Source organism: Aeromicrobium camelliae (assembly GCF_003850045.1).
GTDB classification, from domain to species: Bacteria; Actinomycetota; Actinomycetes; order Propionibacteriales; family Nocardioidaceae; genus Aeromicrobium; species Aeromicrobium camelliae.
In genome coordinates this window covers 54,426-68,808 of record NZ_RQJX01000019.1, presented here as the reverse complement: position 1 = coordinate 68,808, position 14,383 = coordinate 54,426, and the positions used below count along the sequence as shown (strand labels likewise).

The window sequence follows — 14,383 nt, the reverse complement described above, 5'->3', positions numbered from 1 at the left end:
AGGGGTGTAGCCGCGATGGAGCGAGGCCACGGGGGCGTGGTCTCGATACGCTCCCTCGTTCCTCGGTCGCTACTCGACCACCGATGAGGCTGACGCGGCCGTCGGTGGTCGAGTAGGGAGGTCGTTCAGCGACCGGCCATGGAGCCATCGCAGGAGGGGCGTAGCCGCGATGGAGCGAGGCCACGGGGACGTGGCGTGATCTCGATACGCTCCCTCGTTCCTCGGTCGCTACTCGATCACCTAAGTAAGGTGTTCGTGGTCGAGTAGGAGGTCGCTCGGCGACCGGCCATGGAGCCATCGCAGGAGGGGCGTAGCCGCGATGGAGCGAGGCCCGGTTGCGCGGCGTGATCTCGATACGCGGCTCGTTCCTCGCCGCTACTCGATCACCGATGAAGGTCAGGCGGCGTTGCCGGCGATGTTGACCATCCAGGGGATGCCGAACTTGTCGACGAGCATGCCGAACCAGTCGCCCCAGGGCGCCTGAGCGAGAGGTTCGATGACGGTGCCGCCGTCCGACAGCTTCTCGAAGTAGCCGCGCAGCGCCTCGTCGTCGTCGCCGCTCAACGACATCGAGTGCTGGCTGCCGCTCGGCGCGTCCTGGCCGCTGGGGACGTCGGCAGCCATGAAGCTGAAGCCGCCGTCGGTCGCGAGATGACTGTGCATGATGCGATCTGCCTCGTCGGGACTGCCTTGACCGAAATCGCCGTAACGGGACGTGTCGAGCTGTCCGCCGAAGACCGACTGGTAGAACTCCATCGCGTCGCGCGCCGTGCCGTCGAAGTGCAGGTAGGGGTTGAGTGCGGTGGCCATGGTGACTCCTTTCCTTGAGGTCAGTGAACTCCTGCCCACCGACAAAGGGAAGACGGTTCGTCGAACGCGAGGCGAACGCCCTAGGGTGGTGCCCCGTGAAGACGCTCGTCATCGGCACCGGCGGCCGCGAACACGCGCTCGCCCTCGCGCTCTCCCGCGACCCGCACGTCACCGAGGTGCACGCAGCACCCGGCAACCCCGGCATCGCCGGCTTCGCCACCCTCCACAGCGTCGACCCGCTCGACGGTGACGCCGTCGCTGCGCTCGCGCGGGAAGTCGGCGCGGACCTGGTCGTCGTCGGTCCGGAGGCGCCGCTCGTCGCGGGCGTCGCCGACGCCGTCCGGGACGCCGGGATCGCCTGCTTCGGCCCCAGCCGCGAGGCCGCGCAGCTCGAAGGCTCGAAGGCGTTCGCCAAGCAGATCATGGCCGCCGCCGAGGTGCCCACCGCGATGGCGCGGGTGTGCGAGACGCCCGAGCAGGTCGCCGAGGCGCTCGCCGCCTTCGGCCCGCCGTACGTCGTCAAGGACGATGCGCTGGCCGCGGGCAAGGGCGTCGTCGTCACCGACGACCGCGTCGCCGCCGAGGAGCACGCGGCCTCCTGCGACCGCGTCGTCATCGAGGAGTTCCTCGACGGACCCGAGGTGTCGCTGTTCGCCATCACCGACGGCGAGACCGTGCTGCCGCTGCAGCCCGCGCAGGACTTCAAGCGCGCCTACGACGGCGACGAGGGCCCGAACACCGGCGGCATGGGCGCGTACACGCCCCTGGACTGGGCGCCCGACGACCTCGTGCAGGAGGTGTGCCGCCGCGTCCTCGTGCCGACGGTCAAGGAGATGGCCGCGCGCGGCACTCCGTTCTCCGGCCTGCTCTACGCCGGGCTCGCGCTGACCAGCCGTGGCGTGCGGGTCGTCGAGTTCAACGCTCGCTTCGGCGACCCCGAGACGCAGGCGCTGCTGGCGTTGCTGCAGACGCCGCTGTCCACGCTGCTCATGGGCGCCGCCCAGGGGACGCTGGGCCAGGTCGGGCTGCCGCAGTGGCGCGACGGCGCGGCAGTGACCGTGGTCGTCGCCGCCGAGGACTACCCGGCGTCGCCGGCCAAGGGCGACGTCATCACCGGCATCGAGGAGGCCGACGCGCTCGAGGGCGTCGACGTCATCCACGCGGGCACGGCGCGCAACGACGCCGGTGAGCTCGTCACCGCCGGAGGACGAGTGCTCGCAGTGACCGCCGTCGGCGATTCGCTCGCGCAGGCCCGCGAGCGCGCGTACGCCGGCGTCGACCGCATCCAGATCCGCGGCGCGCACCACCGCACCGACATCGCCCTCGCCGCCGAACAGGGCCGCATCACCCCCTGACCGGCGCTGGGTGCGCGGTGAGCTGTCCCGCACGTGCAGCCCTCACCTGCGTGGTAGCTCACCGCCCGTCCGCGGCGTGCGGGACGACTCACCGCTCGGGCCGCGAGCTGACCGGGGCTGCGATACTGGGGGAGTGACCGCTCCCAACGTCCTCGCGTCCCGGTACGCCTCCGATCAGCTCGCGCAGATCTGGTCGCCCGAGCACAAGATCCGTCTCGAGCGCCGGCTGTGGATCGCGGTGCTCAAGGCGCAGAAGGACCTCGGCGTCGAGACCCCGGACTGCGTCATCGAGGCGTACGAGGCGGTCGTCGACCAGGTCGACCTCGACTCCATCGCCGCCCGTGAGCGCGTCACCCGCCACGACGTCAAGGCCCGGATCGAGGAGTTCGCGGCCCTCGCCGGCACCGAGCACATCCACAAGGGCATGACCTCGCGCGATCTCACCGAGAACGTCGAGCAGCTGCAGGTGCGCGCCTCACTGGAGATCCTCCGCGACAAGGCCGTCGCCGCGCTCGCCCGCCTCGGCCGTCTCGCCGCCGAGCACGAAGCCCTCGTCATGGCCGGTCGCAGCCACAACGTCGCCGCGCAGGCCACGACCCTCGGCAAGCGGTTCGCCACTGTCGCCGACGAACTGCTCGTCGGTGTGGAGCGGATCGAGGAACTCGTCGCCCGGTACCCGCTGCGCGGCATCAAGGGTCCCGTCGGCACCGCCCAGGACCAGCTCGACCTCCTCGGCGGCGACCAGGGCAAGCTCGCCGAACTCGAGCGCCGCGTCGCCGGTCACCTCGGTTTCGACCGCGTCCTCACCAGCGTCGGCCAGGTGTATCCGCGCTCGCTCGACTACGACGTCGTCACGTCGCTCGCGCAGCTCGTCGCCGCGCCGTCCAACCTCGCCACGACGATCCGCCTGATGGCCGGCAACGAGCTGGTCACCGAGGGGTTCAAGCCCGGCCAGGTCGGCTCCAGCGCGATGCCGCACAAGATGAACACCCGCTCGTGCGAGCGCGTCAACGGCCTCGCCGTCATCGTCCGCGGCTACGTGTCGATGGTGGGCGAGCTCGCCGGCGACCAGTGGAACGAGGGCGACGTCTCGTGCTCGGTGGTGCGCCGGGTCGCGCTGCCCGACGCGTTCTACGCCGCCGACGGCCTGTTCGAGACCTTCCTGACCGTGCTCGACGAGTTCGGCGCGTTCCCGGCCGTGGTCCAGCGTGAACTCGACCGGTACCTGCCGTTCCTCGCCACGACCAAGGTGCTCATGGCCGCCGTCCGCCACGGGGTCGGCCGCGAGGAGGCGCACGAAGCGATCAAGGAGCATGCCGTCGCCGTCGCGCTGGAGATGCGCGAGAAGGGCACGGCGGAGAACGACCTCTTCGATCGCCTCGCCGCCGACCCCCGGCTGGGCCTCAGCCAGGCCGACCTCGCCTCGCTCGTCGCCGAGCCGATCCAGTTCACGGGCGCCGCGGTCTCGCAGGTGCAGGCCGTGGTCGCGAAGGTCGACGAGGTGGCCTCCCGTCACCCCGACGCCGCCACCTACACCCCCGGCGCCATCCTCTGACCCAGCCAGAGGCCGGAGCTCTGCGGAGGTCATGAAGCGAGACCGCGTTGGATCAACCGCACCAGAGGTGGTCGAGTAGGAGGTCGCTCAGCGACCGACGTATCGAGACCGAGTTGAGTGACGTGGTCTCGATACGCTCCCTCGTTCCTCGGTCGCTACTCGACCACCTAGCGGGCCATCAGTGGTCGAGTAGGCCGGAGCTCTGCGGAGGCCATGGAGCGAGACCGCGTTTGGATCAACCGCGCCAGAGGTGGTCGAGTAGGAGGTCGCTCAGCGACCGACGTATCGAGACCGAGTGAGGTGACGTGGTCTCGATACGCTCCCTCGTTCCTCGGTCGCTACTCGACCACCTAGGAAGAAGACGCCGCTACTCGACTACCTACGCGGGCTCGCCACCTACCCGGGCTCGGCGGTGCTCGGCGCCTTCGCTGGGTAGGGTGAGCGCGTGGTTCTTGAGATTCCCGGCGCGACGCATCTCCACTCGGGCAAGGTGCGCGACCTGTACGAGTACGGCGACCACCTCCTCATGGTCGCGTCGGACCGCATCAGCGCGTACGACTTCAGCCTCGAACCCGGCATCCCCGACAAGGGCGAGATCCTCACCCGCATGTCGCTGTGGTGGTTCGAGCAGCTCGCCGACATCGTCCCCAACCATGTCATCAGCACCGACGTCCCCGAGCAGGTGGCAGGCCGGGCCCTGATCGTCGAACGCCTGGACATGTTCCCCGTCGAGTGCGTCGTGCGCGGCTACCTCACCGGTTCGGGCCTCGCCGACTACGCCGCGAGCGGCCACGTCTGCGGTGTCCCCCTGCCGCGCGGCCTCGTCGACGGATCGCGCCTGCCCGAACCGATCTTCACGCCGGCCACGAAGGCCGAGATCGGCGACCACGACCAGAACATCACCTTCGATCACGTCGTCGACACGATCGGTGCCGAGGACGCCGCCGCGCTGCGCGACCTGAGCATCCAGGTGTACCGCCGGGCCGAGGAGATCGCCCGTGAACGCGGCATCCTGCTCGCCGACACCAAGTTCGAGTTCGGGCGCCGTCCCGACGGCACCATCGTGCTGGCCGACGAGGTGCTCACCCCGGACTCCTCCCGCTTCTGGCCGGCCGACGCGTGGGAACCGGGCCGCAGCCAGCCATCCTTCGACAAGCAGTTCGTCCGCGACTGGCTGACCTCGCCCGAGAGCGGCTGGGATCGCGACATCGAAAGCGCCCCGCCGCGCCTGCCCGACGCGATCGTCGAGAAGACCCGCGAGCGTTACCTCGAGGCGTATGAGAGGCTGACCGGCCGCTCCTGGTGAGACGCCCGTTACAGTGATCCTGACATCGTCAGTGTCACCGTCATCACACACAAGGGAGAGACCGCCGTGGCCAACCTTGCCCGCATCCTCGAGGACTCGACTGCCAAGTACCCCGAGCGCACCGCCGTCGTCTTCGGGGACACGCGCCTCAGCTACGCACAGCTGAACGGCGCCGCCAATCAGGTCGCCAACCTGCTGGTGTCCCGCGGGATCCAGCCGGGCGACAAGGTCGCGATGTCGATCCCCAACCTTCCGTACTTCACGATCGTCTACTTCGGCATCCTCAAGACCGGCGCCACCGTCGTGCCGCTCAACATCCTGCTCACGTCGCGCGAGATCGCCTACCACCTCGACGACTCCGACGCCAAGGCCTACTTCGCGTTCGAGGGCGCGCCCGGCGTGCCGATCGGCGACAACGCCTGGGAGGGCTTCAACGAGGTCGAGGGTGTCAAGGACTTCTTCCTCATCAAGCTCGACTCGGCCGCGCCCGCACCGCTCGAGGGCCCCGAGTACTACGCCCCGCTGGTGAGCGAGCAGCCGCCGACGTTCGACACCGTCGAGCGCGACGATGACGACACCGCGGTCATCCTCTACACCTCCGGCACCACGGGTCAGCCCAAGGGCGCCGAGCTGCGGCACCGCAACATGTACGACAACGCGGCGCTGGGCGAGTCGACGTTCCAGGCCGACGAGACCAACCCGGACACCTACCTCGCCGTGCTGCCGCTGTTCCACATCTTCGGCCAGACCGTCATCCAGAACGGCTCCCTGCTGTACGGCGGCACGATGGTGATGCTGCCGCGATTCGAGGCCAAGCCGGCCATCGACCTGCTGCTCAAGGAGAAGGTCACCTTCTTCGCCGGCGTCCCGACGATGTACTGGGGTCTGCTCGGCGCGCTCGACGAGACTGTCGACGTCGCCCAGATCGCCGCCAACCTGCGCGTCGCCGCAGCCGGTGGCGCTGCCCTGCCCGCGGACATCCACCGTCAGTTCCAGGAGAAGTTCGGCGTCACGATCCTCGAGGGCTACGGTCTGTCGGAGACGTCGCCGGTCGCCTCGTTCTCGCCGTGGGGTCAGCCGCCGGTCGTCGGCTCGATCGGCAAGCCGGTCAAGGGCGTCGAGATGAAGCTCATCGACAACGACTGGAACGAGATCCCCGACGATCCCGAGGCCATCGGCGAGATCGCGATCAAGGGCCACGGCATCATGAAGGGCTACTACAAGCGGCCCGCCGCGACCGAGGACGCGATCCACGGTGAGTGGTTCCGCACCGGCGACCTCGCCCGCAAGGACGAGAACGGCTATTACTTCATCGTCGACCGCAGCAAGGACATGATCATCCGCGGCGGCTACAACGTGTACCCCCGCGAGCTCGAGGAAGTCCTCATGACGCACCCGGCGGTGTCGCTGGTCGCGGTCATCGGCGTCCCGCACGAGTCCCACGGCGAGGAGATCAAGGCCGTCGTCGTCAAGGCGCCGGGAGCCGAGATCACCGAGGACGAACTCGTCGCCTGGGGCAAGGAGCAGTTCGCGGCGTACAAGTACCCGCGCATCGTCGAGTTCCGCGACGAGTTGCCGATGACGTCGACGGGCAAGATCCTCAAGCGCGAGCTGAGCTGATCTGCTGCGAGGGGATGGGGTGGCGGTCGTTAGACTCGGACCGTCACCCCCTTCCGTCGTTCCAGGAGCGCCCGTGGCCCGCGTCATCGTCGATGTCATGCCCAAGCCCGAGATCCTCGACCCCCAAGGCAAGGCTGTTCACGGCGCCCTGCCCCGGCTGGGTTTCACCGCCGTCACCGACGTCCGTCAAGGCAAGCGGTTCGAGCTGGAGGTCCCGAACGTCGATGACGCGTCCCTCGCTGAGGTGCACCGCATCGCCGAGACCCTCCTCTCCAACCCCGTGATCGAGGACTTCACTGTGCGGGTGGACGCATGAGAATCGGCGTCGTCACCTTCCCGGGTTCGCTCGACGACGGCGATGCGCGTCGCGCCGTCACCCTGGCCGGCGGTGAGCCGGTCGCGCTGTGGCACGGCGATCACGACCTCGCCGGCGTCGACGCAGTCATCCTTCCCGGCGGCTTCTCCTACGGCGACTACCTGCGCGCCGGTGCCATCGCCCGGTTCGCGCCGGTCATGGAGCAGGTCATCGACGCCGCCATGGGCGGCATGCCCGTGCTCGGCATCTGCAACGGCTTCCAGATCCTGTGCGAGTCGCACCTGCTGCCCGGCGCGCTGATCCGCAACGATCACCGCACGTTCGTGTGCCGCGATCAGGTGCTGCGCGTCGAGAACACCGACACCGCCTGGACCCGCGACTTCTCGGCCGGCCAGGAGATCACCATCCCGCTCAAGAACGGCGAGGGCGGATACGTCGCGTCGCCCGACACGATCCGCGAGCTGGAGGAGTCGGGCCGCGTCGTGTTCCGGTACGTGGGCGTCAACCCCAACGGATCGCTCAACGACATCGCGGGCGTCACCAACGAGCGCGGCAACGTCGTCGGTCTCATGCCGCACCCCGAGCACGCGGTCGAGGACCTCTGCGGTCCCGGCACCGACGGACTCGGACTTTTCACCTCGGTGCTGGAGCGCGTCCTCGCGTAGCCTGGCGGCATGAGCGAGCGACAGCGAGTGAATCATCAGCGGGGTGTCATGCCGGCACCTGCATATCGTGAGCTTCTTGGCAGGTGACGGCATGAGCACGGAGGTCACGCACAACGCCGACGAGAACCGCTACGACATCCACGTCGACGGCGAGGTCGCCGGCTTCCTCGTCGCCGAACCGCGCGACGGCGTCCTCGTCCTCCCGCACACCGAGCTGCGTGAGGAGTTCGAGGGTCAGGGTCTGGCGAGTCAACTCGTCACCGCCGCGCTCGAGGACATCCGGTCGCGGGGCGAGAAGATCAAGCCGACGTGCCCCTACGTCAAGCGCTTCATCACCCAGCACAGCGAGTACGCCGACCTCGTCGCCTGAGCGCCGCGCGGATTACCAGGTTACGTAGATTTCTTGGCACTTCTCCGGGTGAATTCGCCCGGAGGAGTGAGGGAAAACCTACGTAACCTGGTAATCCGCCAGCCTCGCGATTGGGTGGAGTGAGGGTCGGACCGGTAGGGTGGAGGAGAACGAGCGCGCTGCCCCATGTGCGCAGCCGACGCTCGGCCCGACGACACTCGCAATCCTGCGTGACTTGGTAGCGGGCATCCGTAACCGTCTGAGAGTTCTGTGAACCAGCCTTCTGGCAGCACTGTGCTGCCGTCCTTTTCCACCCTGAATCTGCCGACCGCCCTCGTCGAGGCGCTGGCAAAGCAGCAGATCGTGTCCCCCACCGCGGTGCAGTCCGCGGTCATCCCCGATGCGCTCGAGGGCCGCCACGTCCTCGGCCGCGCCCGCACCGGCTCGGGCAAGACCCTGGCCTTCGGCCTCCCGGTCCTCGCTCGCCTCGCCGGCGAGACGAGCCGTCGTGGCCGTCCGCGCGCGCTCATCATCCTGCCCACCCGCGAGCTCGCCACGCAGGTCCGCACGGTCCTCGAGCCGCTCGCAGCCTCGCTCGGCCTGCGCGCGGTCGCCGTCTACGGCGGTGTGCCGATCAACCGCCAGATCCGCGACCTCTCCCGGCCGGTCGACGTCCTCATCGCGACGCCCGGGCGCCTCGGTGACCTCCTCGACCGGAAGGTCCTGACCCTCGACGCGATCGAGCTCACCGTGCTCGACGAGGCCGACCACCTGTGCGACCTCGGCTTCTACAAGCCCGTCGACGCGCTGCTCGGCAAGACCCCGCGCGAGAGCCAGCGACTGCTGCTGTCGGCGACCCTCGACGGCGACGTCGACCGCCTCGTCCAGCGTCACCTGCCCCGTCACCGCCGGCACGAGCTCGACGACCTGCAGGGCAAGCCGCCGACGATGGAGCACCACGTGCTGGTCGCCACCCCCGAGACGCGCGCCGAGGCTCTCGTCGCGCTCATGGAGGCCAACCCGCGCAGCATCGTCTTCACTCGCACCCGTCGCGGAGCGTCGCGCATCGCGCGCCAGCTCACCGCGAAGGGCGTCGAGTCGGTCGACCTGCACGGCGACCTCGACCAGCGGCGCCGTGAGCGCAACCTCGCCAAGTTCACGCGCGGCGATGCCGACGTCATCGTCGCCACCGACGTCGCCGCCCGCGGCATCCACGTCGACGGCATCGAGCTCGTCGTGCACTACGACGCTCCGGCCGAGCACAAGGCGTACCTGCACCGTTCCGGCCGCACGGCCCGCGCCGGGCAGAAGGGCACTGTCGTCACGATGACGACGCCCGAGGGCGTGAAGTCGGTCGTCGCGCTGCAGCGCAAGGCCGGTGTCGAGGCTCGTCACCATGACGCGCGCACCGCGCCGTCGCCGATGACGGCCGACGCGCTGTCCGGCGCCGGTGTCGAGGCACCCGCGGAGCGTCCGGCCCGCTCGAACCGACCGTCGGGCTCCAACCCGTCCGGCTCGAACGGCCAGCGCGGCAACAACCGCAACCGCAATCGCAACCGCCGGCGTCGCCCGGCCGTCGCCGCCGCGAACTGATTCGCTCCACGCGGAGGTGGGCCCGGGCATCCTGTGCCCGGGCCCACCTTTGCGTGCGGGGTCAGCGTCCGTCGAGGTAACGCAGGACGGCAGCCACCCGTCGGTCGCTGAGATCGTCGGGCGCCAGGTCGAGCTTCATGAAGATGTTGCGGATGTGCTTGTGCACCGCGTTGTCGGTGATGTGCAGGCGCTGCCCGATCGCCTGGTTGCCGAGTCCCTCGGCCATCAAGGAGAGCACCTCGCGCTCGCGGACGGTCAGCCGCTCGAGCGGATCCCCGGCACGCTTCTGCGCGAAGAGCTGGGCGACGACCTCCGGGTCGATCGCGGTGCCGCCCGCGGCCACGCGACGTAGCGCTTCGACGAAACCGTCCACGCGGCCGACTCGCTCCTTCAGCAGGTAGCCGACCCGGTCGGCGCCGTCAGCGAGCAGATCGGTCGCGAAGCTCTGTTCGACGTAGGCCGAGAGCACGAGCACCGCGAGCTCAGGGTGTGCGCGGCGTGCTTCGACGGCCGCCCGGATGCCCTCGTCGGTGTGGGTCGGCGGCATACGCACGTCCACCACCGCGAGGTCGGGGCGGTGCTCGGTGACCGCGGTGAGGAACGAGTCGGGATCGCCCGTCGTGGCGACGACGTCGAACCCTTCGCCAGCGAGCAACAGACTCAAGCCTTCACGAAGCAGGGTGTCGTCCTCAGCGATTACGATCCGCACGGCAGCACTATCTCCAGTTCGGTCGGTCCGCCGGGCGGGCTGGTGAGCACGGCGTCGCCGTCGAGCGCTTCGACCCGGCGCATGATTCCGGCCAGGCCCGTCCCCTTCGCCGGATCGGCTCCGCCACGGCCGTCGTCGGCGACCCGTACCCGCAAGGACCCGGCCTCACGACGCACCTCGACCTCCGCATGACTCGCGCCGCTGTGCCGGGCGATGTTCGTCAACGACTCGGCCACCACGAAGTAGGCGGTCGCCTCCACGCTGACCGGACTGCGGCCCGGAGCGTCGACGGTGAGGGTGGTCGGGACGGCGCAGTCGGCGACCAAGGCGCTGAGCGCGCCCGCGAGGCCGCGGTTCTCCAACACCGGCGGGAGGATCGAGCGAACCACCGCGCGCAGCTCGGCCAGGGCCTGTTCGGTGGCCGCCGGCCTCGACACCCCCACGACCGGGCAGGTGTTCATCGGTGGCCGGGAGGTCTCCCGGCTCAACGAGACCCGCCGGACGCTGGTCCGGCGCGAGGCAGTCGGCTTCGTCTTCCAGTCCTACAACCTGCTGCCCTCGTTGAGCGTCGCCGAGAACATCACGCTGCCGCTGCGGCTGGCCGGTGACACGGGCGACCCCTCATGGAGGGACGAGGTGATCGACCGCATCGGCCTGCGACCCCTCCTGGACCGCCGCCCGGCCGAGCTGTCCGGCGGCCAGCAGCAGCGCGTCGCGATCGCCCGAGCGCTCGCGGCCCGCCCCGACATCGTCTTCGCCGACGAGCCCACCGGCGCACTCGACGCCGCGACGGCCGACGACGTGCTGGGGCTGCTGCGCGACCTCGTCGATGATCTCGGCCAGACCATCGTGATGGTCACCCACGACCCGCGGGCCGCTCAATGGGCGCACGCCACCCTCATGCTCGCTGATGGACGCTTCAGCACCGCCCCGTCGATGGCGCGACCGGCGGCCGTCCCGGCCGGCGACGTGGTGGAGAGCCAGTGATGCGGCGGTCACGGCTCGGAGCGCGGGTGTTCTCTCGCGGTCACGTCGGCGCCTTCCTGGCCCTTGCCTTCGCCGTCTTCGGCGGCGGAACCCTGGTCACGGCAGGTGCCGTGCTCACCGAGACCGGGCTGCGGGCGCAGGTCCCGCCCGAGCGGCTGGCCCACGCGCAGCTCCTCGTCTCAGCGCCCCAGCGCGTCCCGGTGGACGAGGACTTCGACGTTCGCCTGCTGGACCGCGAGCCCGTTCCGGCGGATCTCGCCGAGCGCATCGCGCGGGTGCCGGGCGTCGAGGCCACCGCGGCCGACGTGACCCTGCCGGTCTCGGTCAGCCCCATCTCGGATTCCAGGGTCCGGTCGGCACTGACCGCCGACGCCCACGACTGGGCCGTCGCGGCCCTCGCCTCACCGCCCCTGCACGGTTCCGCCCCCGCCGCCGACTCCATCGTGCTCACCAGAGAGCTGGCCACCGATCTCGGCGAGTCCCTGTCCACGGGGGCCCTGGAGACGGGGGACCGGGTCGACCTGAGCCTGGGGGACACACGGCGCGAGGTTCGTGTCGCCGGAATCGTCGACGCGCCGGGAGCGGCTGTCCACCTTTCGACCGCAACGGTCGCGTCGATCACGCGGGAGCGGGTCGACCTCATCGCGGTCCGCTTGGACGACGGCGCCGACACGGACACCGTCGCCGAGGCGGTGCGCGACGCGGTGGGGCCGGGCTTCGTGGTCACCACGGGAGACGCCCGTGGAGCCGTGGAGGCGCTCGGCGTCGGCAACGCCCGTCTCGAGCTGCTCGCTCTGGCCACCTCGATCGCAGGGACGCTGCCGTTGCTCGTCGGATGCATCACCGCAAGTGCCCTCGCTACAGCGATTGCGGGCCAGCGACGTGAGCTCGCGCTGCTGCGGGCTGTGGGCGCGACCCCGCGTCAGGTCCGGGACCTGGTCGCGGGTCAGGCCACGGTCGCGGCCGCTGTCGGGCTCGCTCCGGCGCTCCTGCTGGGGTACGTGCTGGCGGGGTGGTGCAACACGAAGCTGGCCGCCGCCGGCGTCGTCTCCGTCCAGCTTCCCGTTGTCGTATCGCCGCTGGCCGGCGCCGTGGTCGCCCTGCTGACGCTGACCATCGTTCGGGTGTCGGCGCGCGCCGTGGCGCTGCGCGCGTCCCGACGGCCCGCGACCGAGGCGATCGGCGAGGCCCAGGTCGAGCCGCGGCCGCCCACGCGGGTGCGCACCGGCCTCGGGCTCGCCCTGTTGGGTCTCGGCGTGATCCCGGCGTTCGCGGCGCTCGTGATCCGAGGCGAGGACGCCTTCCTCTCGGCCGCGAGCGGAACGCTGGCCGGCATCGTCGGGCTTGCGCTGGCCGGGCCGGTCCTGGTGCGGGCGGTCACCGGTCGGCTGGCTCGCGGCACCGGTGAAGGCGCGCCGGTCACCCGGTGGCTGGCTGTGCGGCAGACCCGCGCCCACGCGCTGCGTTCAGCCGGCTCGGTCACGGTGCTCGCGTTGGCGTTCAGCGTCACCGCGGTCCAGGTCTACGCCCAGTCGACCCTCGAGAGGGCCACGGCGCACGAGCAGACCGACGGGGTCACTGCGGCGGCGAGGATCGTGGGCGCGATGACACCGGTCGATCTCGCCGACGTCGCCGAGGTCGACGGGGTCGAGGCGGCGGTGCCGATGGTGTCGACCTCCGTCCTCCGGTCGAACCGGTGGCTGGGTGAGACGACCACGGAGCGCTTCTCGGCCCTGGCCGTCGGTCCCGACGCCGATCGTGTCCTCGATCTCGACGCGGTCGCGGGCGATCTGGCCGCGCTGCGGGGTGAGAGCGTGGCGCTGGACGCCACGACCGCCCGCCGTTGGGGGGTCGGTGTCGGCGAGCAGGTCGCGCTGCGACTCGGGAACGGCGAGCAGGTCGACCCGGTCGTCGTGGCGACTTATCAGCGTGGACTGGGGTTCGGCACCGTCGTCGCCTCCACTGATCTGCTGACGATGCATGGGCTCGCCCGCTCGTATGACACCGTCCTCGTCCAGGGTGACGCTCAGGCGATCGACGGGCTCGAGGCGTGGGCGGACGACCGTCCTGGTCAGCGCGTCACGCCGCTCACGGCCGACGCGGCGCTGACGACTGAACGTCCGTGGCTCGAGCGCTGGCTCGGGGTGGTCGTGCTGATCCCGATGCTCGGGTACGTTCTCGTCGCGGTCGCCGCAAGCCTGCGCACCACGACGCGCCGTCGGCGTGAGGAGTTCGCGACCTTGCGGATGCTGGGCGCCACGCCACGGCAGGTGCTCTCGATGGTCACGCGCGAGGCGGTGCTCCTCTCCGGTCTCGCCGTCGCTGCCGGGATCGGCGTGGCGGTACTGCCGATGTCGATCCTGGGTGCGGGCGTGCTGGGCCGCCCCTGGCCGCAAGGACCGCTGTGGGTCCTGCCCGCGATCGCGACGATCCTCGTCGTGATCGCGGTCGGATCCATGCGCGGAACGACCGGCAGACTGCTGCGCCGCTCGGTCAGTCCGTGACCGGCTGGCGGAGGATCGTCCGTAGGCGCTCAGGCGCGGTGCGCCGGGGGTCGCTCAGGTAGATCTCGTGGTGCTTGCCGACCATGCGGAATCCCTGGCCCGGGATGAACTCGTCATGCATCCGTGCCAGCACACCGGCCTCGTCGTCGAACGGCCCGACGTGCAACGTCTGGACGCACCGGCCTTCACTGAGCGACTCCAGCCGGACGTCGTCGAGCCGGGCCGGGCGCCGCGATGCGGCCACCTGGTCGACCGCCGCGTTCACGAGCTCGGCGGGAATCCACTCCGGGACGAGGATCATCATCGTCCAGTCCCAACGCGACTTGTCGCGCGCGGAGGTGAAGACGCTCATGTCGTCGGCCCACCACAGGCCCTCCAGCGGCGGGACCACATAGTCGCGCTCGAGCTCGCGCTTACTGGCGAACTTCAGCGTGTACGCGACCGGATACAGCGCCGCGAGCGCGTCGGCGTAGTCCGATGACGTGTTCGGATCGCCGTGACCGTCGATCATGAGGTACCGCAGTTCGGGCACCTCGAGGACGCGAAACTCGCCCCGCTTCGCCCGATACGAGTCCAGCTCCTTGACGACATTGACCTTCACGGCGTCAGTCTGG

Annotated in this window: 14 protein-coding genes; 10 read left to right on the top strand and 4 right to left on the bottom strand. The window is 70.2% G+C overall.

Going from position 1 to position 14,383, the window contains the following annotated elements; translation table 11 throughout:
• Positions 1-396: 396 nt before the first annotated feature.
• Positions 397-810: a VOC family protein gene (locus EHW97_RS12945; RefSeq protein ID WP_124237595.1), complete on the bottom strand. Its 414-nt coding sequence runs from the start codon at positions 808-810 to the stop codon at positions 397-399.
• 95 nt (positions 811-905) lie between these two features.
• Here EHW97_RS12945 and purD point away from each other — a divergent pair, with 95 nt between their 5' ends.
• The 8 genes from purD to EHW97_RS12905 all read left to right on the top strand — a co-directional run bounded on the left by purD (position 906) and on the right by EHW97_RS12905 (position 9,569).
• Positions 906-2,165: a phosphoribosylamine--glycine ligase gene (gene purD / locus EHW97_RS12940; protein WP_124237594.1), complete on the top strand. Its 1,260-nt coding sequence runs from the start codon at positions 906-908 to the stop codon at positions 2,163-2,165.
• 133 nt (positions 2,166-2,298) lie between these two features.
• Positions 2,299-3,720 carry an adenylosuccinate lyase gene (gene purB / locus EHW97_RS12935; protein WP_124237593.1) on the top strand — a complete coding sequence of 474 codons (1,422 nt, stop codon included), beginning with the start codon at positions 2,299-2,301 and terminating at the stop codon, positions 3,718-3,720.
• A 445-nt stretch (positions 3,721-4,165) separates the two neighbouring features.
• Positions 4,166-5,026 carry a phosphoribosylaminoimidazolesuccinocarboxamide synthase gene (locus EHW97_RS12930; protein ID WP_124237592.1) on the top strand — a complete coding sequence of 287 codons (861 nt, stop codon included), beginning with the start codon at positions 4,166-4,168 and terminating at the stop codon, positions 5,024-5,026.
• 66 nt (positions 5,027-5,092) lie between these two features.
• The gene (locus EHW97_RS12925) at positions 5,093-6,646 is read left to right on the top strand and encodes a long-chain-fatty-acid--CoA ligase (protein WP_124237591.1); all 1,554 of its coding nucleotides are present in this window, start codon (positions 5,093-5,095) and stop codon (positions 6,644-6,646) included.
• A gap of 73 nt (positions 6,647-6,719) precedes the next feature.
• On the top strand, positions 6,720-6,962 hold the full coding sequence (gene purS / locus EHW97_RS12920) for a phosphoribosylformylglycinamidine synthase subunit PurS (RefSeq protein ID WP_124237590.1): 243 nt from the start codon (positions 6,720-6,722) through the stop codon (positions 6,960-6,962).
• The gene (gene purQ / locus EHW97_RS12915) at positions 6,959-7,627 is read left to right on the top strand and encodes a phosphoribosylformylglycinamidine synthase subunit PurQ (RefSeq protein ID WP_124237589.1); all 669 of its coding nucleotides are present in this window, start codon (positions 6,959-6,961) and stop codon (positions 7,625-7,627) included. The genes purS and purQ overlap by 4 nt, the downstream gene beginning before the upstream one ends.
• Before the next feature lie 91 nt (positions 7,628-7,718).
• The gene (locus tag EHW97_RS12910) at positions 7,719-7,997 is read left to right on the top strand and encodes a GNAT family N-acetyltransferase (protein ID WP_208002032.1); all 279 of its coding nucleotides are present in this window, start codon (positions 7,719-7,721) and stop codon (positions 7,995-7,997) included.
• 342 nt (positions 7,998-8,339) lie between these two features.
• Positions 8,340-9,569: a DEAD/DEAH box helicase gene (locus tag EHW97_RS12905; protein WP_166367504.1), complete on the top strand. Its 1,230-nt coding sequence runs from the start codon at positions 8,340-8,342 to the stop codon at positions 9,567-9,569.
• A gap of 61 nt (positions 9,570-9,630) precedes the next feature.
• Here EHW97_RS12905 and EHW97_RS12900 read toward each other — a convergent pair whose 3' ends face one another.
• Positions 9,631-10,278: a response regulator gene (locus EHW97_RS12900; RefSeq protein WP_124237587.1), complete on the bottom strand. Its 648-nt coding sequence runs from the start codon at positions 10,276-10,278 to the stop codon at positions 9,631-9,633.
• Positions 10,266-10,667 (bottom strand): sensor histidine kinase, encoded by a 402-nt coding sequence (locus EHW97_RS15815; protein ID WP_243696446.1) that lies wholly within the window; start codon positions 10,665-10,667, stop codon positions 10,266-10,268. Before EHW97_RS15815 ends, EHW97_RS12900 begins: the two co-directional genes overlap by 13 nt.
• Before the next feature lie 28 nt (positions 10,668-10,695).
• Between EHW97_RS15815 and EHW97_RS12895 the strand changes: the two genes are divergently transcribed.
• Both EHW97_RS12895 and EHW97_RS12890 read left to right on the top strand, forming a co-directional pair.
• A complete protein-coding gene (locus EHW97_RS12895; RefSeq protein ID WP_243696445.1) occupies positions 10,696-11,265 on the top strand; it encodes an ABC transporter ATP-binding protein in 570 nt (189 codons plus the stop codon).
• A 26-nt stretch (positions 11,266-11,291) separates the two neighbouring features.
• A complete protein-coding gene (locus EHW97_RS12890; protein WP_166367503.1) occupies positions 11,292-13,769 on the top strand; it encodes an ABC transporter permease in 2,478 nt (825 codons plus the stop codon).
• On the opposite strand, the gene EHW97_RS12885 is transcribed toward EHW97_RS12890, so the two are convergent.
• The gene (locus EHW97_RS12885) at positions 13,759-14,370 is read right to left on the bottom strand and encodes a GyrI-like domain-containing protein (protein WP_243696444.1); all 612 of its coding nucleotides are present in this window, start codon (positions 14,368-14,370) and stop codon (positions 13,759-13,761) included. The two genes, EHW97_RS12890 and EHW97_RS12885, sit on opposite strands and share 11 nt — an antisense overlap.
• Positions 14,371-14,383 lie beyond the last annotated feature (13 nt).

What these genes read in the sequence shown, in the direction of transcription:
- EHW97_RS12910 (WP_208002032.1), top strand. Translation starts at nt 7,719, where the DNA reads ATGAGCACGGAGGTCACGCACAACGCCGACGAGAACCGCTACGACATC.
- purQ (WP_124237589.1), top strand. Translation starts at nt 6,959, where the DNA reads ATGAGAATCGGCGTCGTCACCTTCCCGGGTTCGCTCGACGACGGCGAT.
- EHW97_RS12945 (WP_124237595.1), bottom strand. Translation starts at nt 810, where the DNA reads ATGGCCACCGCACTCAACCCCTACCTGCACTTCGACGGCACGGCGCGC.